Genomic DNA, 20,710 nt, shown 5'->3' with positions numbered 1-20,710 from the left:
TCCTCCCCGCTCGCGCGACTCGGGGTCGAGATGGAACGACCGCTTTCCGCGCGCCAGTTCGCGTGAGAGTTCCCGTATCGAATCCAAGTGCCCGCTTTCGGAACGACTTCTCGAATACGAATCGACGCTCCCGTCCGGGAACGCGACGATTGCCGGGGACGGCCTCTTCGATAGTGCTGCGTGGAGTTCTGCGTACGCCACACGAACCGTTCGACCGCGGTCACGAAAAAGCGGTCGGGCGGGGTCGCCGTCACCAACGCTAAATCCCTTCCCGGATAACGTGAACGCAATCATGACGCTGAAAATCGGCGTGCTAGGCTATCGGTTTATGGGAAAAGCTCACGCGAACGCGCTGGCGCGGTTGCCCATGTTCTTCCCGGACGCCCCGGACGTGGAACGACACACGCTCATCGGGCGGGACGAGGAAGCGCTCACGGAGGCCGCGGACCGACTCGGCTTCGCCGAGACGAGTACGAACTGGGAGGAAGTCGTGGACGAGGTGGACGTGTTCTACAACCTCGGTCCGAACTTCGTCCACGCGGACCCCTCCATCGCCGCGCTGGAGGCGGACGTCCCGGTCCTCTGTGAGAAACCGCTCGCGGCCGACCTCTCCGACGCGGAGCGGATGGCCGACGCCGCGGAATCGGCGGACGTTCCGACCGCCACGGCGTTCAACTACCGATACATCCCGGCTATCCAGTACGCGAAGGGACTCATCGAGGACGGCGTCCTCGGCGAGATTCACCAGTTCCGCGGTCGTTATCTCCAAGATTGGCTGGTCGACCCCGACGCGCCGTGGTCGTGGCGCAACGACGAGGAGTTGGCGGGAAACGGCGCGCTCGGCGACCTCGGAGCACACACCATCGACCTCGCGCGGTTCCTCGTGGGCGACGTGGAGCGCGTTTCTGGCCATCTCCAGACGTTCGTGGACGAGCGTCCGGTGGAGAAGGAGACTCGGGAGGAGTCCCCGGGAGGCGGTGAAACCGCCGGAAACGAAACGCGCCCGGTCACGGTGGACGACGCCTACTCCGCACAGGCCGAGTTGGAAGGCGACGTGATGGCGACGTTCGAAGCCTCGCGGTTCGCGAACGGCCACAAGAACGACCACGCCATCGAGATTCACGGCTCAGAGGGAAGCCTGAAGTTCTCGCTCGAACGCCTCAACGAACTCGAAGTCCTGCGCGGCGACGACCGGGGCTACGAGACGGTCCTCGTCACCGACGAGTCCGACCCGTACGTCGACCACTGGTGGCCGCCGGGCCACGTCATCGGGTGGGAACACACCTTCGTCCACGAGAACTACGAGTTCCTCTCCGCTGTGGAGAACGGAGAAGAGTACCACCCGAACTTCGCGGACGGGTTGGAAGTGCAGAATACGTTGGACGCCATCGAGCGAAGCGACGAGAGCGGCGAGTGGGTGGAAGTCGAATAAGGAGTCGGCGTCAGTACTCCCACGTCCCCTCGTCCGTCACGACGGAATCGAGGAGTTCGGTCGGGGTGGCGTCATAGGCCGGATTGCAGACCGCAAATCCTTCGGCGGGTTCCCGAATCACTTCGCTCGGCGAGCGGAAGTCGTTCTCGAAGCGGAACGCCTCGCCGACGATTTTTGCGCTGGAACCGACGGACGTGACGGGGACCTCGACCTCGTTCGCGGTGGCGACGAGGGGGAAGGTGCCGACGCGGTTGTAGAGGGTTTCGTCCACGATGCAGTCCATTCCGGTGAACACGCGGTCACACTCGGGCAGGTAGTGACCCGCGGCGCTGTCGATGATGAGCGTCACGTCCACCTGGTCGATTTCGCCCAGCACGCGGGCGGTCTTGCGTCCGAGGTAGCGCGGACGGGCCTCCATGACGTACACGTCGAGGTACGCACCGTCCGCGACGGCCGTTTCGACGGCTTCCAGCACGGTCGAGGAGTAATCGTGGGTCATGAGCGTCATGCCGTCCTCGAACAGCGGCGCGGCGTTCTCGGCGGCGCGGCGTTTGGCGGTCACCACCTGTTCGACGACGCTGTCGATGGCCTCTTGGGTGTGTTCTTTGGCGGCTTCGACCGAGTCGTTGTCCGCCTCCGTGACCATCGTGACGATGGCGCGCTGGGTCGTGACGAGCGAGGCGTGGGACGGGTTCGCGTGACGAAGCACGCTGCTGTTGTGGTCGAGCGCGCGCTCGAACTCCTCGACGGTTTCGAAATCGCGGTCCACGAGGTCGGAGAGCGCTCTCGCCGCCTTGACCGCGACGGTCGAGGAGCTGTGCGTTTGCATCTCCTGTATCTCCTCGACTGTCTCGTCTATCATGCGCTAACGAAGTTCGTCGGGCTACAAGATTGTTCTGGGTTTCCGGTTCCCTTTCGCTGACTCCCACGCGACGGAAAGCGACGAACGGTTTACCTCCTCCCGACGCTTACCGTCGATTATGACTGTTCCCGTTCGCTACTACTGCCCCCACTGCGGTACCATCGCGACGCTGCAACGCGATGCCCGTTTGGCCGACAAATCGGTCACGCCCGACCCGCTCGACGGGTGGGAGTACGCAAACGCATACGACGAGTTCGAGGACGCGGACGGCGTGAAACTCGTCTGCGGCGCGAGCGAAACCGACGGCGACGGCTGTGGCGAGCTGTACTATCTCAACTTCGTACGATACGAGAAGGGTGAAGAACTCGACCCGGAGGTCCCGCTCCGACCGGAGGACGCGCCGAACTTCGACTTCCGGACTTAGCGTATCCGAAGCCGAAATCCCCATTCGTACACGTTCTCGCCCATCCGATAGCGGTCGGAGAAACGATAGCTTCCGGACGGGTAGCAGGTGTCCGATTCCTCGTGTGTCAGAACTTCCCATTCGACGTCCGCATCGTCTCCCGGACCGAACCGCCGTTGCTCGGTTGCGCCGTTGTCGTAGGTGTCAGTCGCCCACCAGCAGTCGTCGTGGTGGTCGTCAGCGGTGGCTTCGTATTTGAGTACGAGTTTCGAGTCGCCCGAACCCGCTGCGACCGTGTCCGCAAACGGACCCGGGTAGGTAAATCCGACCGTGCCGTCTTCCTCCCCCGTGTACTCGAACGTAACTCGAATCCGAGGCGGATGATTCGTCGTTTCGGGGGAGAGGAGTTTCGCGGAGAGCGTCGCCGGAAGGCCCGCGGGAACGGGGTCGTTCTCGATGGAAAAGCGCTGTTCGCCGCGCGAAAAGCGGAACACGTCACCGAGACAACCCGCGGTCACACTCGTTCCCATCGCACCGAGCAACGCACGTCGTCGCATACTGTCGTTTCGTGACGATGGGTATCAAAATCTTTTGATTAGTAAACGGAATATTGATCATATCTGGAACTGTGAAATTCGAGCGAGGCGACGACTCATCCCTTGATATTACAGACCGGAAACGTCCGGGCGACCGTGTCCCCGATTCCGAGCGCGTCGGAAACCCGAACCACCTCGTCCACGTCCTTGTAGACGCCCGGTGCCTCCTCCGCGACCGTCGCGCCGCTCCGGGCTTTGACGTAAACGTGCTCGTCTTCCAGTTCGTCTTTCACGTCCTCCCCCCAGTAATCCCGCTTCGCTTGTGTTCGACTCATCACCCGGCCCGCACCGTGTGCGGTCGAACCGAATCCTAAGTCCATCGACGCCTCGCCCCCGCGAAGCACGTAACTTCCCGTCCCCATGCTACCGGGGATAATGACGGGTTGTCCCACGTCGAGATACGCGCCGGGAACCTCCGGATGGCCCGCCGGAAACGCACGCGTCGCACCCTTACGATGGACGAACAGTTCTCGCTCCTCGCGGTCGACGGCATCGCCGTCTCCTCCCTGTCGGCCCGTCGGCCCGACCCTGTGAACCTCCTTCTTGGCGATGTTGTGAGCCACGTCGTACAGCAGTTCCATCCCCATCGTCCGCCACGAGCGGTCGAACACCTCCTCGAACACCTCGCGCGTTCGGTGCATGACGAGTTGCCGGTTCACCCACGCGAAGTTGATGGCCGCCCCCATCGCCGCGTAGTACTCCTCGGCTAATCGGCTCCCAGCAGGGGCAGCGGCGAGTTCCCTGTCGGGAAGTTTCGACAGTAAATCCCCGTGTTCCTTCTCGATTTTGCGGAGGTAGTCCGTGCAGACCTGATGGCCCAACCCGCGGCTGCCACAGTGGACGAGGACGACGATTTGTCCCTCCGACAGCCCGTACGCGTCGGCGACTTCCTCCCGAAACACGTCCGTCACGCGCTGGACTTCGAGGAAGTGGTTGCCGCTGCCGAGGCTTCCGAGTTGACCTTTCCCCCGGTTCTTCGCCTTCTCCGAGACGGCCGCCGGGTCGCTTTCCTCCCGGACCCCCTCGTCCTCGCAGTGTGCGAGGTCCGCGTCCGTCGCGTACCCGTTCTCCAGCGCCCACGCCATCCCGCGGTCCAACACCTCCTCGACGGTGTCGACGTCCGTTTCGACGACCCCGCCGCCGCCCAACCCTGACGGGATGGCGTCGAACAACGCGTCCACGAGTTCCTCCTCGTAGCCGCGCACGTCGTCCATCGTCAGGTCGGTTCGCATCATCCTGACGCCGCAGTTGATGTCGTAGCCGACCGCTCCCGGCGAAATACACCCGTTCTCGGCGTCGATTCCCGCGACGCCGCCGACCGGGAACCCGTACCCCTGATGGCCGTCCGGCATACAGACCGCGTACTTCGTCACGCCCGGCAACTGAGTCGCGTTCCGTAACTGGTGGAGCGTTTTGTCCTCCGCGATTTGGGCGAGGATTTCCTCGCTGGCGAGGACGCGGGCGGGCGTCCCCATCTCCCCCTCCCGTGGAATCTCCCACACGTACTCACGAACCCGTTCGAGCGTGATGTCCCCCGCGGTGTACGTCGTCATGTGTGCAACTTCGACCCACGCGTTGGAAGGCGTTTCGGGGGCTGGGTACGACACCGTGGACTCGAAGCCGTCTCGCCGGTTTACACGTCGAAGACGACGTAGGCACGCCATCCGTCGTTCGTCTCCTCGATTGCCATCTCGGAGTAGGTGACGGCCTTGATTTCCCGCGCCGCGAGTTCCGTAAGCGCGACCCCGCGTGCGCTTCCGCGGAGATGCCACTCCGCTCCCTCCTCGCTGACCCTCGCATCGTTTTCGACGGGAAGGACGGCCCGAACGTCGCGCTGGTAGATGAGTTCGTCCAGATAGTCGAAGAGGAGCGCTTCCCGGCTTTCCGCGGAAACGGCAACGTCGAAGCGGGTTCCACTCGTCGGGATGTCGTCGCACATCGCCGCCGCCATGCCGTCCGCAACGGCGGCGAACGCGTCGGAAATCGTCTCTCCGGTCGCCTCGACCCCGATGTCGGCTGTGTGTTCTCGGAGCGTGTAGCGCATCGTTCGATACACGGTAGCTACCGGTTTTAGGCTTGCTACTCCGGGAATCATGCTGCATTCGTATGCCGGTGGAATTATATTTGTCTGCCTGCTACTCCCTCGCAGTGAGCGTAAATATAGACACGCGCGTCGTCGGGCCGGGCGACAGCCGCTACGTCGAGGAGGCGTGGCAACTGAAGGAGCGTATCCGGCAACGCGAAGGCGTGCTGAAACAACGACGTGGATTTTTCACCGACGCGTATCGACGGTCGACGGTTTACTGTTACATCACGGAGGGCGAGGACGGCGAGCAACTCGTCGGATTCGCGGCGGTTCGACGGGACGGGTACATCCTCTTTCTCGCCGTCGCACCCGAGTTCCGGGGCGAAGGGTTCGGCCAACGACTCGTCGCGAAGGTCGCCGACAATCACGCTTCCGTCACCTGCCACGCCCGGTCGACGAACGAAAACGCACTCGAATTTTATCGATACCTCGGCTTCCACGTCGAACGCCGTATCGACAACTACTACGAGGACGGCGGCGGCGCCTACTACCTCCGATTGGGCGAGGAGGAGGGCATCGCCAAACGTCTCTCCGATTTCATGCGCGGCTAAGATACGTTCGCTGGCGAATCCGACTGTGCAACGATAGTATCCCGAACAGCGCTCGCTTAATCCGAAGAAACAACGCTTTAATCAGTCGGGTGTTCATGAACGTACGATGGAAGAGCGGACGCGTGCGTATCTGCGAGGCCGATTCCGGGACCACTACCGAACGGTAGCGCCGGCGCTCCCGCCGGACGCCGACGAGCGCGAGTGGGGATACATCCCGTGGACCGCCGGGTCCGGAACGACGATGGTTCGACACCACTCGCTCCTCGACCTCGGCACCCTCGGCGGCTTTCTCGAACGCGAGCGTCCGCGACACGTCTACTTCTCCGCCGGGCGCTACCGGGACCCCGGCGCCGGGACGATGGAGGCGAAAGACTGGCAGAGCGCCGACCTCGTGTTCGACTTGGACGCGGACCACCTGCCGGGCGTCACGCCCGAAACGCCCTACGCCGAGATGCTGGCGCGCTGTAAGGACGAACTACTCGACCTGCTCGACATCCTCGACCGCGATTTCGGCTTCGAGGACATGACGGTGGTCTTTTCGGGGGGGCGAGGCTACCACGTCCACGTCCGGGACGAGGGCGTCAAGGGATTGGACCGCGAGGGGCGGCGGGAAATCGTCGATTACGTTCGGGCGGGCGACGTGGAATTCGAGTCGTTAGTGCAGACGGAGACGGTCGCCGGACTCGGCTTGAAGAACCCGACGCAGAAACGAACGCTGCCGACGGGCGGCGGGTGGGGCGGCCGGGTCCACGCGCACATCAGTTCGTTCGTGGACGAACTCCTGTCGATGGAGGAATCAGACGCCCTCGAACGGTTACAGGAGTTCGACGGCATCGGGTCGGGAAAGGCGACGGGCGCGTACAACGCCGCGAAGAACAACCGCTGGGAGATAGACCGCGGGAACGTGGACGTGCATCCCGCGTTCTACCAACTCGCGCGGATTCTGGCCGACGACGTGTTCGCGGCCGAAAGCGCGTCGGTGGACGAACCCGTCACGACCGACACGCATCGCTTGATTCGCCTGCCGGGGAGCCTTCACGGCGGAAGCGGGCTCGAAGTGAAACGGATTCCGCGCGACGAGTTGCCCGAGTTCGACCCGCTCCGTGATGCGATTCCCGAGACGTTCACGTCACACGAGGTGACGGTCGAACTGCCGTCGGAGACGCGACTTTCGCTCGGTGGCGAAAGCTTTAGGCTCCCCGCAGGCAATGTATCTATTCCCGAATACGTCGCCATCTTTCTCATGGTGCGTGACCGGGCAGAAAAGGGGAAAGAATGAATCTCGACGAACTCCGCAGCGTACAGAGCAAGGAACGCTCGAAGGACAGCCTACAGCATCTGCGCGAGTCCTTCTACGCGGACGTCGGGAGCTACATCCGCGGCCTTCGCGAGGAGCGCGAGCGGGCCGCCGAACGGGCAGACGACCCGTTCGATTCCGCGGAAGTCAACCAACTCACCGACGAAATCAAGACCGCGGAGGAAGTGGTCGAGGCGGTGTACGAACGCCGCGTCGGGAAGGTCGTCAAACGTGCAAGCCTCTCTGCGGCCGGGATTCCGGCCGACGAGGAGGGACTGACCAGCGAGGAACAACAGCTGTTTTCCGACCTCGTGGAACGTATCGAATCCAACAAGACGACCGTTCTCGACGTGTTGTCGGGGGACAAGGGGAACGCCCAATCGACCGCCAACGAACCCGCGGCCGACACGAATTCGGTTTCGAACGCCGAAACCGATTCAGTCACACAATCCGCTTCGGACGACGACCGACCGACCGACGAAGCGGCCACGATTGCGGGACAACACGACCCCGACGATGCATCGTCTCTCGGCGAATCGACGCCTTCCGAACCGTCGTCGCCCGACGAGGGGACCGCTCGGGAACCGGATTCACCGACGGAGACGGCGACTGCCGGCACGGCGTCCGAAAAACCGGACGGCGGTGCGGATATGGCACCGGCGGATTCCGACCCCGCGGCCGACGCCGCAACCGACACCAACGCTACCCAGGCCGGTTCGGACCTCGAAGCGGACCGAACGACGGTGCGAATCACCCGCGATATCGGCTCTATTCTCGGCGTGGACGAGCGCGAGTACGACCTCGAAGCCGAGGACGTGGTCGCACTCCCGGCCGAAAACGCCGGGCCGCTCATCGAGCGTGACGCGGCGGAGCAAATCGACTGATTCCGCCCGATTTCGTCGGTCATCCGCCGATTCGTTTTACAAGGGTTCGATTCGAACGGGACCGACTGGTATCGGGACTCGGATGGTACGTCTTCCTCGCGGTGGTCGTTACGCACGTCGTTCCCGGCGCGTGACTCACTGGACTCGCGGCGACGGTTCGCTCACGAACGCCTTGACGATTCGTTCTTCCGCGCGGTGTGCCATGCCGCTCGCGGCACCCGTCGTGACGCCGAGTTCGCTCGCCAACTCCGTCAGCGTACACCGTCGCGGCGTACCGTAGTATCCGCGTTCGACGGCTTCGACGACGAACTCCCGTTGTGAGTCGCAACCTGCTGACAGCAACGCGATAGGCTACTGACGCGACCGTAAGTCGCTAGCAACTCTTCCGGAAAATCTCCGATTTCCGGGCCGACGACTGAGCGGAGCGAGGCGCTTCGCGCCTCGGAGAACGAACGGCGAACGGTAGTGAGCCGTGCATCGAAGCGAGGGAGGAGTGTCTTCTTGAACGCAGTGAAGGAAGGTCAGGAAGTCGCATGCCCGCGCAGCGTACGCGAGCAGGAACGTCTTCCGCTGCTTTTGATGAACCTTTTACAGGGAATGCGAGGGAGCGAAGCTCCCTCGTCCCTTCACGGCGAAGCCGTGAAGAAGACGGGTACTGCGCCCGCGATTTCGCGGGCGCAGTATCCTTCGACCGTCGAAAAAGGTTCTATTGGAACGTCCGGCCCAACTGTTCCTTTCCTTCGGGTTCCGCGCTGTCGAAGCGCTCTTCGATTTCCGAGTAGCGTTCGCGGGTCTCCTCGGTGACGCTGGGTGTCACTTCGCCGAGCGCGTCCTCGAAGTGTTCGGCCGTGATGCGGACGTTACCGACGCTGTCGCCGATATCTTCGAGCGAGACGCTGTCGATGAACTCGCGGCTCGCGGCCATCGCGGCCTCACGGCAGACGGCTTCGATGTCGGCACCGACGTAGCCCTCGGTTTGTTCCGCGAGGGCTTCGAGATCCACGTCGTCGGCCAACGGCTTGTGACGGGTGTGAACCTCGAAGATGGCGTGGCGCGCCTCCTCGTCCGGCACGGGAACGTGGACGTGACGGTCCAACCGTCCCGGGCGCAGGAGCGCCGCGTCGATGAGGTCGGGACGGTTCGAGGTGGCGATGACCACGACGTCTTCGAGTTCTTCGAGGCCGTCGAGTTCGGTCAGGAGTTGCGAGACGACGCGCTCGCTGACCTGCGTGCCACCGCCGCCGTCGCGGCCGCGCTCCGTGGCGATGGAGTCGATCTCGTCGAAGAACACCACGGTTGGGGCGTTCTCGCGCGCCTTGCTGAACACTTCACGCACGCCTTTCTCGCTTTCCCCGACCCACTTCGACAGCAGTTCGGGACCCTTGATCGAGATGAAGTTGCTGTCGCTCTCGTTGGCGACGGCCTTCGCCATCAGGGTCTTCCCGGTTCCGGGCGGCCCGTACATCAGGACGCCTTTCGCGGCCTGCATGTCGAGCGCTTGGAACACCTCGGGGTAGTCGAGCGGCCACTGGATGGTCTCGCGGAGGCGCTCTTTGGTGTTCTCCAATCCACCGACGTCCTGCCACGTCACGTCGGGGACTTCGACGAACACCTCGCGGAGCGCCGAGGGTTCGATGCCCTTCAGCGCCTCCTTGAAGTCCGTCTCCGTCACCTTCAGCGATTCCAGGACGTCCGCTGGAATCTCGTCCGAATCGAGGTCGAGGTCCGGGCGGACGCGTCGGAGCGCGTTCATCGCGGCTTCGCGGGCCAACGATTCGAGGTCGGCACCGACGAACCCGTGGGTGTTGTCCGCGTACTCCTCCAGGTCGACACCGTCGGCCAGCGGCATCCCGCGGGTGTGGACCTGCATGATTTCGAGCCGTCCGTCGCGGTCCGGCACGCCGATTTCGATTTCGCGGTCGAAGCGACCACCACGGCGGAGCGCGGGGTCGACGGCGTCGACGCGGTTCGTCGCCGCGATGACGGTGACCTCGCCGCGCTCTTCCAACCCGTCCATCAGCGAGAGCAGTTGTGCGACGACGCGGCGTTCCACGTCCCCGCCCGCCTCCTCACGCTTGGGTGCGATGGAGTCGAGTTCGTCGATGAAGATGATTGCGGGGGCGTTCTGTTCCGCCTCCTCGAACACCTCGCGCAGTTGCTCTTCGGACTCGCCGTAGTACTTCGACATGATCTCCGGGCCGGAGATGGTCCGGAAGTCGGCGTCGATTTCGTTGGCGACGGCCTTCGCCATCAGGGTCTTCCCGGTTCCCGGTGGGCCGTGGAGCAGGACGCCCTTCGGCGGGTCGATGCCAAGGCGACTGAACAGCTCCGGGTGGCGCATCGGGAGTTCGATCATCTCCCGAACTTGTTCGAGTTCGCGCTCCAGACCGCCGATGTCCTCGTAAGCCACGTCGGGGCGCGCTTGCCCGCCGGCACCGCCACCGCCGGCAGCGACTTCCTCCGCGGGGCGTTCGCTGATCTGGATTTCGGTGGCGTCGGTGACGACGACCGTTCCGTCCGGGTCGGTGTCGGCGACCTTGAGCGGGATGGACTGTCCCGAGCCCATACCCATCAGGCCGAAGCCGAACGGAATCGCCTGCCCTTGCGTGATGGCTTGTCCGCTGAGCTTGTCACGGATGTGAGGCGCGATGTTCCCGCGAATCTGGAGGTTCTGCGGGAGCGCAATCGTCACCCGGTTCGCGGGGCTTACGTCGGCCTTCTCGATGCTGACCTTGTCGTCGATGCCGACGCCGGCCTCCTGCCGGAGTTTCCCGTCGATGCGGATGATGCCGCGACCCTCGTCCTCGGGGTAGCCGGGCCAAACCCGTGCGACGGCACGACCCTGCCCACGTCCCTCGATGACAATGTAGTCGCCGTTCTCTACGCCGAGCTCCTCCATGGAGCGTCGGTCAACAGCCGCGAGTCCGCGACCCGCGTCCTTCTGCTTGAGCGGTTTGACTGTAAGTTTCATTGTCCCACCTCGATAGTGAGGACACCGTTGTTGATAAACGCTTGCGCGTCACCTTCCGGTAGGTCGATTTCACTCTGGGAACTCTCGCCGTCGCGCTCCACGACGACGATTGCCGCGTCGTCCAGCACGTCAACCGACACGTCGGCGGTGCCGAAATCCGCGACGATGAGCTCTTCATCGCCGTACTCGTAGCGGCGAGCAATACTGTCTTCTTGCTGTGATATTCGTTCGAGCGTCATCTTTAGCTAACCTGTAGTTAGTTACGATACTATATAAATCTTTCCTATATGGGGGTGGCGCTGTACATCGATTTCCGAATTAGTACACGAAATGCGGTTCACGCGAAACGGCTCGATTTCGGTCGTAATCGTAGCCGACGGTCCGAGGTCGAACTTTATGCTTCGCGCACGAGAACGAAACGACATATGCAGTCAGTCACACATCAGGGACGGACGACCGCGTACCGCGTTGCGGACCGCAGTAGCGATACGGACCCCGTCCTGTTCGTTCACGGTAGCGGCGGAACCCACGAGATCTGGAAGGCACAACTCGCCCGCCTCGCTTCAGAGTTTCCCGTCGTCGCCGTCGATTTGAGCGGCCACGGCGAGTCCGGCGACGTGGACGCGGACCCGGGATGGAGTACCCTTTCTGCCTACGCCACCGACGTATTGGCGGTCGCCGAGGAGACCGGTGCGCGAACCCTCGTCGGTAACTCGCTCGGCGGTGCGGTCGTGATGCACCTCGTCCTCGACCGTGGCTTCGACCCCGACGCGCTCGTCCTCGCCGGAACGGGCGCACGGCTCTCGGTTTTAGACGACGTGCTCACGTGGTTGGAAGGCGATTTCGACCGGGCCGTCGAGTTCCTCCACGACCCCGACCGGCTCTTTCACGACCCGGACGACCGCTACGTCGAACTCTCGAAGGAATCCATGTACGCCGTCGGCCAACGGGTGACGAGTAGGGATTTCCACTCCTGTCACACGTTCGACGTACGCGACCAATTGAGCGACATCGCCGCGCCGACGCTCGCCGTCGTCGGCGAACACGACATGCTCACGCCGCCGTGGTACCACGAATTTTTGGCCGAGAACGTACAGGACGGGGCGTACGTGGAAATCGACGGTGCGGCTCACCTCGCCATGCTCGAAACGCCCGACGCGTTCAACGAGGCGGTCGTGGAATTCCTCGCGGAGAGTCGATAGGAACCGAAAATAGCGGCCAACCGCCTCAGTAGACGTCGTCCAACTCCTCTTCGACGTGGCTGTGTTCCTCGGCCGGGAACTCGCCGGACTCGACCTCGTCGCGGAAGGCGGACACCGCTCGTTTCATCTCGCCTCGCACGTCGCCGAACTGCTTCGAGAAGGGTGGACTCCAGTCTCCCAACCCGACCGCGTCGTCGATGACGAGGACCTGTCCATCGGTGTGCGGTCCCGCGCCGATGCCGATGGTCGGGATGTCGAGTTCGTCCGTGACCGTCGCCGCGAGGTTCGCCGGGATGTGTTCGAGGACGAGCGAAAACGCCCCCGCCTCCTCGTGTTTCCGTGCGAGTTCGAGGATTTCGTCGGCGTCTCCCCGCGATGTCCCCTGTCGAAGGTGGCCCAATTGGTTGACCTTCTGCGGGGTGAGTCCGAGGTGGGCCATCACCGGAATTCCGAGGTTCGAAAGCGTCTCCGTCAGTTCGACGGTGTGTGGGCCGCTCTCGATTTTGACGGCGTTCGCGCCTTCTTCCTTCAACATCCGTCCCGCGTTCTCGACGGCGCTTTTCTCGTCGTAGCCGAAGCCGAGGAACGGCAGGTCGGCGACGACGAGGGCGTCCTCCGTCCCACGGACGACCGCACCGGTTCGGCTGGCGATTTCGTCCACCGTTACCGGCAGCGTCGAATCGTATCCGAGGGCCGTGTTTCCCATGCTATCGCCCACGAGTATCATATCGACACCGGCATCGTCCACGACGGCCGCGGTCGGCGCATCGTAGGCCGTCAACATCGTAATCGGCTCTTTGCCCGCCTTGGCGCGGATGTCCCTCACCGTTGGCATACATCGAACTCTACGGTCCGGTGGCTTAACGTACCCGGTCGGTGATTCGGTTGCCGGAATCGGACCTGACAACGCTTAAGCCCATCCGGTTCGCGGGTTTACCCGTGCCCGAACCAGTCGAAACCCACACTCCCGACGGCATCGACTACGGATGGGTGATGCAGGTCACGTTCGTCACCACGATTCTCATCGGCGCGCCGACCGTCGCGCTTTTAGCGCTCTTTTCGGGAGTGTCGCTTCCGACGTGGGCATCGCGCGTGTCGTTTGCCGTTCGGGTCGGTGCGATAGTGTGGTTCCTAACGGCAATCGGCGTATTCCTGTACGCTCGCACCCATCAGGTCCCGAAACGAGGATAGTAATCAAAAACGTACATTGGTACACGTTTCCAAACGATAACGGGTTTTTTTGCGAATTTCTCGATTCATATCACTTCGTACATGTACTTGCACAGTTCGGCTTGCGTCCGCGATTCTCCGTTCCATAAGATTTCATATCTATAATCTAACGGCCAATAACGGTATTAGGGGCAACTCCTGAGAAAGGGCTATGACGGGAACCATAGCCGAAGTGGCGTTTCCCGCCGATAGGTTTGCCCTCGGTCACACGCTTGCGGAACTCGATTCGGTTCGATTCGACGTTGAACAGGTGGCGGCGTACAATCGCAACCACCTCATGCCCTTCGTTTGGGTGGGGACGGATAGTCAACAGGCCATCGAAACGGCGTTCTCGGCCGACGAGACGGTCCGCGATTTTCAATTGGTCGCGGCGTTCGACACGGAATGTCTGTATCGATTGGAGTGGGTCAAGGACATCGACGCACTGGTTCAGATACTGGTCGAGGAAAACGGGACGGTGTTGGCCGCGACGGGGAAGGAAGACCAGTGGAAGTTCCGGTTGCTGTTCAGCGACCACGACGCCGTCACTCGCACCCACGAGTACTGTCGTCGGCGAGGAATCGACCTCGAGCTCCAGAACATCCACGAGCTTTCCAAGGGGAGAACGGACCGATACGGCCTCACACAGAGCCAGCAGCAGACGCTCATGCTCGCGTACAAGAACGGGTACTACTCGGTTCCGCGAAGCACGTCCTCGACGGACCTCGCCGAAAGCCTCGGCGTGACCCACCAATCCATCTCGGAGAAGCTACGTCGCGGCCACGCGAACCTCCTGAAGAACACGCTCGCGGTCAACCAGTAACTACACGTACTCGAACGCGACGCCCGCTCGTTCTGCCGTCAGTTCGTCACGCGGAGAGTCGCCGATAAACAGCGCCGGGCCGTCGATTCCCAGCGCACGGAGCGTCGCCCGAAGCGGTTCCGGGTCGGGCTTTCGTGTCGGAACGGAGTCGCGGCCGACGACCGCATCGACGGCATCCGCGAGTCCGTGCGTTTCGAGGCTGACGTGACAGGAGGCCTCGCAGTTCAGCGAACACACGCCGACCGGAACCTCGCGGCGGAGGAGTTCGTCGGCGTGCGGGAGGCGCTTTGACCGCCGTGCGCCGAGACACTCGTGGTCGCCGATGACCGTCTCGACCGCCTCGCGGGCGTTCGCTTCGTCCGCCAAATCCAACATCGCCCAGAGGTCGGCATCGCTCGCGTCGACGCCGTGGTCGGAGAGGACGACGCCGACGTCTTCCGCGACTCGTTTCCAGTTGACGACGAGGTTCACGAGCGTCCCATCCAAGTCGTACACGACCGCCGAAACGTCGTCTATCACGCTCGTCGGTAGGAAAGGAGGGTGCAAAGGGACTTCGGTCGCCGACACCTGTGAACGCTCGATGGACGCATCAGTCGAGCAGGTCGCGGGCGATGACCTTCTTCTGAATCTCCGAGGTCCCTTCGTAGATGGTCGTGATCTTCGAATCGCGGTAGAATCGCTCCACATCGAAGTCGGTGGTGTAGCCGTAGCCGCCGTGAATCTGGACCGCCTCGTTCGTGATTTCGACGGCGGACTCGCTGGCGAAGTATTTCGCCATGCTCGCGGCCGCTGCGTGGTCCTCGCCGTCGTCCGCTCGACGGGCCGAATCGCGGGTCAGCAACCGTCCCGCCTGCAACTTCGTCCGCATGTCGGCGAGTTTGTGCCGGATGGTCTGGATGTCCGCGATTGGCCTGTCGAACTGCTCGCGCTCCTGTGCGTACTCGACGGCTTGGTCCAGGGCCGCCTGCGAGAGGCCGACCGCTTGACTGGCGATGCCGATGCGCCCGCCCGTCAGGATGTGGAACGCCGCGGACAGTCCCTTGCCCTCCTCCGTCAGTCGATACTCGGCGGGAATCCGGACGTCGTCGAAGATGAGGCTCGTCGTGTCGCTCGCCCGCAGGCCGAGTTTCTCCTCTTTCTTGCCGACTTCGACGCCCGCGTCCTTCGGGACGACGAACTGCGTGACGCTCCGCGGGTCGTCGCGGTCCGTCTTGGCGAACAGGACGATGACGTCGGCGCGCTTGCCGTTCGTTATCCACTGTTTCTTGCCGTTGATGACGTACTCGTCGCCCTCGCGGCGCGCCTCCGTGGACATCTCGGCCGGGTTCGACCCCGCCTCGGGTTCCGACAGCGCGAACGCGCCGACCGGGCGACCCTCCGCCATGTCGGGAAGCCAGCGTTCCTTCTGTTCCTCGTTGCCGAACTCGGCCAGACACGACGTCGCGAGACAGTGGACCGACAGCGCCGTCGCCACCGACAGCATGCCGTAGGCGACCTCCTCGTTGACGACGCTGTAGGTCAGTTTGTCCACGTCCAATCCGCCGTACTCCTCGGGGACCGTCAGTCCCATCATATCGAGTTCGGCGAGGCCGTCCCACACCTCCTCGGGGAACTCCTGTTTCTCGTCGCATTCGCCGGCGACCGGTCGTATCTCCTCGACTGAAAACTCCCGGACCACGTCCCGAATGGCCCGCTGTTCCGCTGAAAGGTTCATGATGGTTCTTCGAGTTCCGGAGGAAAAAGGTACCCGTTCCACGTCGTCGGCCACCTCCCTGCCGCTCGCCGCTTCGCTGCGTCGGAACGCCCGAAAACGGCTATCTCGTTGCCCACAGAACGAATCCAGATACGGGAAAGCGATACGTTAATCCTTCCGGCGTGTTACTGTGTATCTATGCGGATTCGAGAGTGGCAGGATATCTTACAGGACGTGGTCGACCGCAGCGTCGACCCCGAAGGGTGGCGGGCCGCCGGCGGACAGCGGGCGGGCGGCGTCGGGGAGGACCTGTATCTCGGCCATCCGAAGGCCGGTCTCTTCCATCTGAAGACCTACGCGAAGAACCCGTATCAGGTCCGCGGCGTCGGCACACACGTCGCCCGAAAACTGGACGACGAAATCGGGAACTATCTCCCCGAAAAGGAGTTCCGGGAGGGTCGGTTCGCGGTCCGAAATTCGGAGGAGAAGCGTCCGGACGAAAGGGAGATGGAAGCGCGTGCAAAACGCGTCGAGGAGACCATCAAAGCACACGCCGACGCGCCGACGTCGGGGGCGGACCTCTTCGACGACGTGATGGAGGCGCTCGAAAGCCCGGCGTTCGGGCCGATGGCGTTCGACGGCTACGACCGACCGGACGCGGTTTCCGACCTCGCCGAGACGTTCGAGGAGGAAGAAAAGCTGCTGAACGAGGAGCTAGACGACCTCATCGACGAGGACGAAGTGGGTCGCGGGTTCCAGTAACGTTCCGAAATCTTCACCTGGGACGAAAGACCGGTCCGATTTTTCATGGGTGGCGAAACCGATAGTAGTGCTGAGCAACTACCTGTGATATAGTGACCCTCGGATGCGTGTGACCCATCCCGACCCCACGGTAGCCGACGGCGAATCGAGAACCGGCGGACGAATGGTCTCACTCCTCGGTGTTCTGCTGTCGATAGTCGTCGTCTTCGACCTGTTTCTCCGTTCGGATTCGGTGTGGTTCCCGGAGTTCATCATCGAAATGACGCTCTCCGCGATACTCATCTACTCGGGGTATCGACTCTCGAGGAGCGACATCGAAGAGAGCGCACTCCAGCGCATCGACATCTCCTGTCTCAAGGGGATGTTGGCCCTCGGTGGCTTCGCGGCGGGCGTCATCGTCACCGCGAAAGTGTCCGGGTGGCACATCGCAAATCCATACTTTCTCACACAGACCTTATTGACGAGCGGTGCGCTGTTGGGATTAGTCGTCGGCATCGCCGGAATAGTTGCCCCGATTCGGAACGAAACGGGGAGTTCGCGTGTCGAGGAATCCGACGCGACCACGGCTACGCCGGCTGATGTGGGCCTCTCCATCCCCGACGGTTCGCCATCGGCGGACCCGGACGCATCGGAACCTCCACAGTTACCGGTGGCCACCTCGGAAATCGGCGCGCCCTCCGGCGTGGTGGACGATTGGCTCTCCGTACTGGCCGACCGGGAGTGCCGATACGTGCTTCGCATGGCGATGGACGCGCCCGACGGCGTCCTCACGGTCGAGGAGTTGACCGAAACCGACGAACTCAGAGGGGTGTCGCTCGAAACGAACCTCCGGCACGTCACGCTCCCCAAACTGTGGGACGTCCGTCTCATCGATTACGACGACCGGACGGAGACGATTCGGTACGACGCCCCGCCCGCCTTCGAGGCCCTGTTAGAAAGCGTCGAACGGTACCGGGAATAACTCCATCCCGCCGGGATTTAAGCGTCTACCACTCCCGCCCTCTTCCATGCGTGGCGTACGCGTCGGTGACGAGACGAGTCCAGTGCGAACGAGCAGGGGTCGATAATGGTCGGGCCGATTTCACAGGAGGAGCGTTCGGCCGCGATGACCCGTCTGAAAATCGGCGTCGTACTCCTCGTCGGCGCGTCCGGCGGACTCATCGCACTGCACGGCGGCGGCGGTCCCGTCGTCCTCGTCGCCGCAATCGTCGGCGGGTTAGTCGTCGGCGCACTGTTGACGTGGTATCTGACGCGGATCGTTCGATAGCCTTCGCCGTTGATTCGATATACTTATCTGACACCCTTCGGTCCTCACGGATCCGATGTCCCACCCCCACATCCGCGTCTCCGCTCGTGGCCTCGTCCGTCGCGGCGACGAACTTCTCGTCGCGCGGGAACCTCGCTCCGATGTAAATCCCCCGTATCATTATCCGCTCGGCGGCGGCGTCGAATTCGGCGAACACAGCGAGGAAGCGCTCCACCGCGAGTTCGAAGAAGAGTTAGGCGTCTCGCTCTCGAACGTCTCTCACTTCGAAACCTACGAGGCGGTGTTCACCTTCGGCGGCCAGCGTCGCCACGAAATCTGGCGCGTCTACGAGGCCGACATCGACGAAGCGTGGCCCTACGAGCGTGACGGGTTTCCGGGCTACGAACCCGAGCACGACGAACGCATAGCATGCGTCTGGAAATCACCCGCTGACTTCAGGGACGAGGACGACCCCGAGACGCTGTATCCCGAAGCGCTCGTCGCGGACCTCTGAACTACTCCGCCCAGTACGCCTCGCCGGGCGTGGTTCGGAACACGGCGCGCTGGAGCAGTTCCACGGCCTTCTCTAACCCTTCGCGCGAACTGGTGAGCGAGTCCTCGTGTTCGATCGAGAGCGCGCCGTCGTAGTCCACCAGACGGAGCGCGCTCACGATGTCCTTCCAGTGGCCCTCGCCGTGACCGTAGCCCACCGAACGGAACAGCCACGACCGGTTCGCCTCCTCGGTGTACGGCGTCGTGTCGAGAACGCCCTTGTAGCGTGCTTGGGACTCGTAGACCTTCGTGTCCTTGGCGTGGAAGTGATGGATGGCGTCGTGTTCGCCGAGGAAGCGGATGGCCTCCGGCACGTCGATGCCCTGCCAGTAGAGGTGGCTGGGGTCGAAGTTCGCGCCGACGCGCTCGTTGGTCGCGTTGCGGAGTTCGAGCATTCCGGCGGGTTCGTGGACCAGCATGTTCGGGTGCATCTCGATGGCGAGGTTCACGTCGTGGTCGTCGGCGTACTCCGCCAAATCGGCCCAGTACGGAATCGCGACGTCCTCCCACTGGTATTCGAGGGCTTCCTCGTGTTCCGACGGCCACGGCGCAGTGATCCAGTTCGGATACTCGTCGTTCGGACCGCCCGCGGGAAGACCGGAGAAACAGGTGACGGTGCCGACGTCCAACTGGTCGGCGAGCCGAATCGCCTCTCGGAGTTCGGTGTCGGCCTCCTTGGCCTCCTCGTCGTCCGGGTGGAGCGGGTTGTTGTGCGTCGCCAATGCGCTGATTCGCATGTCGTGTTCGTCGAGGAGGCCGTGGAGTTCGGCCTGTGCCTCCTCGTCGTCCAGATACTCGTCCCGGGGGAGGTGCGTGTCGCCGGGATAGCCACCCACGCCGGGTTCGATGGCGTCCACGCCGATGTCGTTCAGGTAGGAGAGTGCGTCGTCGAGCGATTCGCCGTACAGTGGTGGTGTGTGAACGCCGATGTCCATGCTTCGAACGAGTACTCCGTTCGGGAATAAAATTTTGGTGCGATGGGTTACAGCATCCGCCGACCGACAAATGTCACCCACGAACTACCGAAAACAGCCGAAATAGAACCGTTATTCTTGGGAGAGTTGAATCGCCCGCTCGTCCTTCGAGGAGCGATACACGGCGTCGATGACGCGCTGGACCGTCAACGCCTGTTCGATGGTGTTCATCTTCGGCGCGACGCCGTCGCGTACCGCCTCGAAGAAGACGCGCTGTTCCGCCTTGTGGGCGTCTTCCTGTCGCGTCTTGACGCTGGAGTCCGAGAAGTGGTCAGCACCGACCATGCTCGTCTCGTAGATGGTGAGCGAATCGTCGTGCTTGTCGAAACTCGCGCCGGCGTCCGTCCCGCGAACGAAGTACTCTTCGCTCGACGAGCGGTTCGCGGCCCACGCGACTTCCAGCGAGATGGTCCTGCCACCCTCACAGCGGATGAACGCGGTCACGGAGTCGTCGACCGTGAACGCTCCCGAGTCGGTGTCGTCGCCCCACATTTCGAGGTAGGTGTAGTCGTCCCGGTCGCCGAACTGCGAGCGGACCTCGCCGCTGACTTCCTTCACTTCGGGGAAGTCGTGGAGGTGCAACGCGAGGTCGATGGCGTGGACGCCGATGTCGATGAGAGCACCGCCGCCCGCGACGTCCTGGTTCGTGAACCACGACCCGCGGCCGGGGATGCCGCGGCGTCGGATGTAGTTCGCTTCGACGTGGCGCGTCCTTCCGAAGCGGCCTTCGTCCTGATAGCCTTTGATGACTTCGACGGGGTTGCGAAAGCGGTTGTGGAAGCCGACCATACAGAAGCCCTCGGCGTTCCGGGCCGCCTCCGCGATGCGCTCTGCGCTTTCGAGCGTGTGTGCGAGCGGCTTTTCGAGAAGCACGTCGAGACCCGCGTCGAGCGCGGAAATGGCGTACTCCTCGTGGAACTTGTTCGGCGTCGTAACGATTACGGCGTCGATGTCCGACTCGTACAGTTCCTCGTAGCTCTCGAACGAACGGGTGTCGTACTTCTCGGCGAATCGGGCGCGCGCGTCGGGGTTGATATCGACACCGCCGACGATTTCGTGTCGCAGGTCAGTGATTCTGTCGGCGTGATAATGTCCAATATTTCCGAGACCGACGAACCCGACTCGAACCGGCTCACTGGCACTCATAGTTACCGCTCACCGGTGAGA

Annotated in this window: 24 protein-coding genes; 12 read left to right on the top strand and 12 right to left on the bottom strand. The window is 62.9% G+C overall.

Annotated elements, in window-relative coordinates; genetic code table 11:
* The first annotated feature begins 292 nt into the window (after positions 1-292).
* The gene (locus tag AC1XDK_RS00680; RefSeq protein WP_483348901.1) at positions 293-1,432 is read left to right on the top strand and encodes a Gfo/Idh/MocA family protein; all 1,140 of its coding nucleotides are present in this window, start codon (positions 293-295) and stop codon (positions 1,430-1,432) included.
* A gap of 10 nt (positions 1,433-1,442) precedes the next feature.
* Here the strand turns inward: AC1XDK_RS00680 and AC1XDK_RS00675 are convergent, their stop codons facing one another.
* Positions 1,443-2,294, bottom strand: coding sequence for an eIF2B alpha/beta/delta subunit family protein (locus AC1XDK_RS00675; protein ID WP_483347855.1), 852 nt, complete (start codon positions 2,292-2,294; stop codon positions 1,443-1,445).
* Between the two features lie 118 nt (positions 2,295-2,412).
* Between AC1XDK_RS00675 and AC1XDK_RS00670 the strand changes: the two genes are divergently transcribed.
* Positions 2,413-2,718, top strand: a complete 306-nt coding sequence (locus AC1XDK_RS00670) for a DUF7969 family protein (RefSeq protein WP_483347854.1) — start codon at positions 2,413-2,415, stop codon at positions 2,716-2,718.
* Here the strand turns inward: AC1XDK_RS00670 and AC1XDK_RS00665 are convergent.
* The 3 genes from AC1XDK_RS00665 to AC1XDK_RS00655 form a co-directional block, all read right to left on the bottom strand.
* Entirely contained in the window at positions 2,715-3,254 is a 540-nt protein-coding gene (locus AC1XDK_RS00665) for a hypothetical protein (RefSeq protein ID WP_483347853.1), read from the bottom strand. The two genes, AC1XDK_RS00670 and AC1XDK_RS00665, sit on opposite strands and share 4 nt — an antisense overlap.
* Before the next feature lie 95 nt (positions 3,255-3,349).
* Complete coding sequence (locus tag AC1XDK_RS00660; RefSeq protein ID WP_483348900.1) at positions 3,350-4,846, bottom strand: RtcB family protein; 1,497 nt, start codon at positions 4,844-4,846, stop codon at positions 3,350-3,352.
* Positions 4,847-4,926: 80 nt separating this feature from the next.
* Positions 4,927-5,337, bottom strand: a complete 411-nt coding sequence (locus tag AC1XDK_RS00655; protein WP_483347852.1) for an archease — start codon at positions 5,335-5,337, stop codon at positions 4,927-4,929.
* Positions 5,338-5,441: 104 nt separating this feature from the next.
* Between AC1XDK_RS00655 and AC1XDK_RS00650 the strand changes: the two genes are divergently transcribed.
* The 3 genes from AC1XDK_RS00650 (at position 5,442) to AC1XDK_RS00640 (ending at position 8,111) form a co-directional block, all read left to right on the top strand.
* A complete protein-coding gene (locus AC1XDK_RS00650; protein WP_483347851.1) occupies positions 5,442-5,930 on the top strand; it encodes a GNAT family N-acetyltransferase in 489 nt (162 codons plus the stop codon).
* 106 nt (positions 5,931-6,036) lie between these two features.
* On the top strand, positions 6,037-7,209 hold the full coding sequence (gene priS, locus AC1XDK_RS00645; RefSeq protein WP_483347850.1) for a DNA primase small subunit PriS: 1,173 nt from the start codon (positions 6,037-6,039) through the stop codon (positions 7,207-7,209).
* A complete protein-coding gene (locus AC1XDK_RS00640; protein ID WP_483347849.1) occupies positions 7,206-8,111 on the top strand; it encodes a DNA replication complex subunit Gins51 in 906 nt (301 codons plus the stop codon). The genes priS and AC1XDK_RS00640 overlap by 4 nt, the downstream gene beginning before the upstream one ends.
* A gap of 135 nt (positions 8,112-8,246) precedes the next feature.
* Here the strand turns inward: AC1XDK_RS00640 and AC1XDK_RS00635 are convergent, their stop codons facing one another.
* From AC1XDK_RS00635 to AC1XDK_RS00625, 3 genes are all read right to left on the bottom strand, one after another.
* The gene (locus AC1XDK_RS00635; protein WP_483347848.1) at positions 8,247-8,453 is read right to left on the bottom strand and encodes a helix-turn-helix domain-containing protein; all 207 of its coding nucleotides are present in this window, start codon (positions 8,451-8,453) and stop codon (positions 8,247-8,249) included.
* Positions 8,454-8,817: 364 nt separating this feature from the next.
* Complete coding sequence (locus AC1XDK_RS00630) at positions 8,818-11,082, bottom strand: CDC48 family AAA ATPase (RefSeq protein ID WP_483347847.1); 2,265 nt, start codon at positions 11,080-11,082, stop codon at positions 8,818-8,820.
* Positions 11,079-11,321 (bottom strand): DUF7127 family protein, encoded by a 243-nt coding sequence (locus AC1XDK_RS00625; RefSeq protein ID WP_483347846.1) that lies wholly within the window; start codon positions 11,319-11,321, stop codon positions 11,079-11,081. The genes AC1XDK_RS00630 and AC1XDK_RS00625 overlap by 4 nt, the downstream gene beginning before the upstream one ends.
* 186 nt (positions 11,322-11,507) lie before the next feature.
* On the opposite strand from AC1XDK_RS00625, the gene AC1XDK_RS00620 reads away from it, so the two are divergent.
* Complete coding sequence (locus AC1XDK_RS00620; protein ID WP_483347845.1) at positions 11,508-12,284, top strand: alpha/beta fold hydrolase; 777 nt, start codon at positions 11,508-11,510, stop codon at positions 12,282-12,284.
* A gap of 25 nt (positions 12,285-12,309) precedes the next feature.
* On the opposite strand, the gene panB is transcribed toward AC1XDK_RS00620, so the two are convergent.
* Positions 12,310-13,119: a 3-methyl-2-oxobutanoate hydroxymethyltransferase gene (gene panB, locus AC1XDK_RS00615; RefSeq protein ID WP_483347844.1), complete on the bottom strand. Its 810-nt coding sequence runs from the start codon at positions 13,117-13,119 to the stop codon at positions 12,310-12,312.
* 104 nt (positions 13,120-13,223) lie between these two features.
* On the opposite strand from panB, the gene AC1XDK_RS00610 reads away from it, so the two are divergent.
* Both AC1XDK_RS00610 and AC1XDK_RS00605 read left to right on the top strand, forming a co-directional pair.
* Positions 13,224-13,475 (top strand): DUF5822 domain-containing protein, encoded by a 252-nt coding sequence (locus AC1XDK_RS00610; protein ID WP_483347843.1) that lies wholly within the window; start codon positions 13,224-13,226, stop codon positions 13,473-13,475.
* Positions 13,476-13,665: 190 nt separating this feature from the next.
* Entirely contained in the window at positions 13,666-14,316 is a 651-nt protein-coding gene (locus AC1XDK_RS00605; RefSeq protein WP_483347842.1) for a helix-turn-helix domain-containing protein, read from the top strand.
* Here AC1XDK_RS00605 and AC1XDK_RS00600 read toward each other — a convergent pair whose 3' ends face one another.
* Together AC1XDK_RS00600 and AC1XDK_RS00595 are read right to left on the bottom strand one after the other, a co-directional pair.
* Positions 14,317-14,832, bottom strand: coding sequence for an HAD family hydrolase (locus AC1XDK_RS00600; RefSeq protein WP_483348899.1), 516 nt, complete (start codon positions 14,830-14,832; stop codon positions 14,317-14,319).
* 73 nt (positions 14,833-14,905) lie between these two features.
* Entirely contained in the window at positions 14,906-16,030 is a 1,125-nt protein-coding gene (locus AC1XDK_RS00595; protein ID WP_483347840.1) for an acyl-CoA dehydrogenase family protein, read from the bottom strand.
* 177 nt (positions 16,031-16,207) lie between these two features.
* Here AC1XDK_RS00595 and AC1XDK_RS00590 point away from each other — a divergent pair, with 177 nt between their 5' ends.
* The 4 genes from AC1XDK_RS00590 (at position 16,208) to AC1XDK_RS00575 (ending at position 18,531) form a co-directional block, all read left to right on the top strand.
* Positions 16,208-16,771: a hypothetical protein gene (locus AC1XDK_RS00590; RefSeq protein WP_483347839.1), complete on the top strand. Its 564-nt coding sequence runs from the start codon at positions 16,208-16,210 to the stop codon at positions 16,769-16,771.
* Positions 16,772-16,934: 163 nt separating this feature from the next.
* A complete protein-coding gene (locus AC1XDK_RS00585; protein WP_483347838.1) occupies positions 16,935-17,732 on the top strand; it encodes a hypothetical protein in 798 nt (265 codons plus the stop codon).
* Positions 17,733-17,837: 105 nt separating this feature from the next.
* Positions 17,838-18,038 (top strand): hypothetical protein, encoded by a 201-nt coding sequence (locus AC1XDK_RS00580; RefSeq protein ID WP_483347837.1) that lies wholly within the window; start codon positions 17,838-17,840, stop codon positions 18,036-18,038.
* A gap of 55 nt (positions 18,039-18,093) precedes the next feature.
* Positions 18,094-18,531, top strand: coding sequence for an NUDIX hydrolase (locus AC1XDK_RS00575; RefSeq protein WP_483347836.1), 438 nt, complete (start codon positions 18,094-18,096; stop codon positions 18,529-18,531).
* A 1-nt stretch (position 18,532) separates the two neighbouring features.
* Here AC1XDK_RS00575 and AC1XDK_RS00570 read toward each other — a convergent pair whose 3' ends face one another.
* Complete coding sequence (locus tag AC1XDK_RS00570) at positions 18,533-19,504, bottom strand: sugar phosphate isomerase/epimerase family protein (protein ID WP_483347835.1); 972 nt, start codon at positions 19,502-19,504, stop codon at positions 18,533-18,535.
* Between the two features lie 111 nt (positions 19,505-19,615).
* On the bottom strand, positions 19,616-20,689 hold the full coding sequence (locus tag AC1XDK_RS00565) for a Gfo/Idh/MocA family protein (RefSeq protein WP_483347834.1): 1,074 nt from the start codon (positions 20,687-20,689) through the stop codon (positions 19,616-19,618).
* Positions 20,690-20,710: the final 21 nt, after the last annotated feature.

The organism is Haladaptatus sp. HS23, from assembly GCF_056892285.1.
Note: the sequence above shows the minus strand (reverse complement) of the source record. Positions and strands in the feature narration are given on the sequence as shown.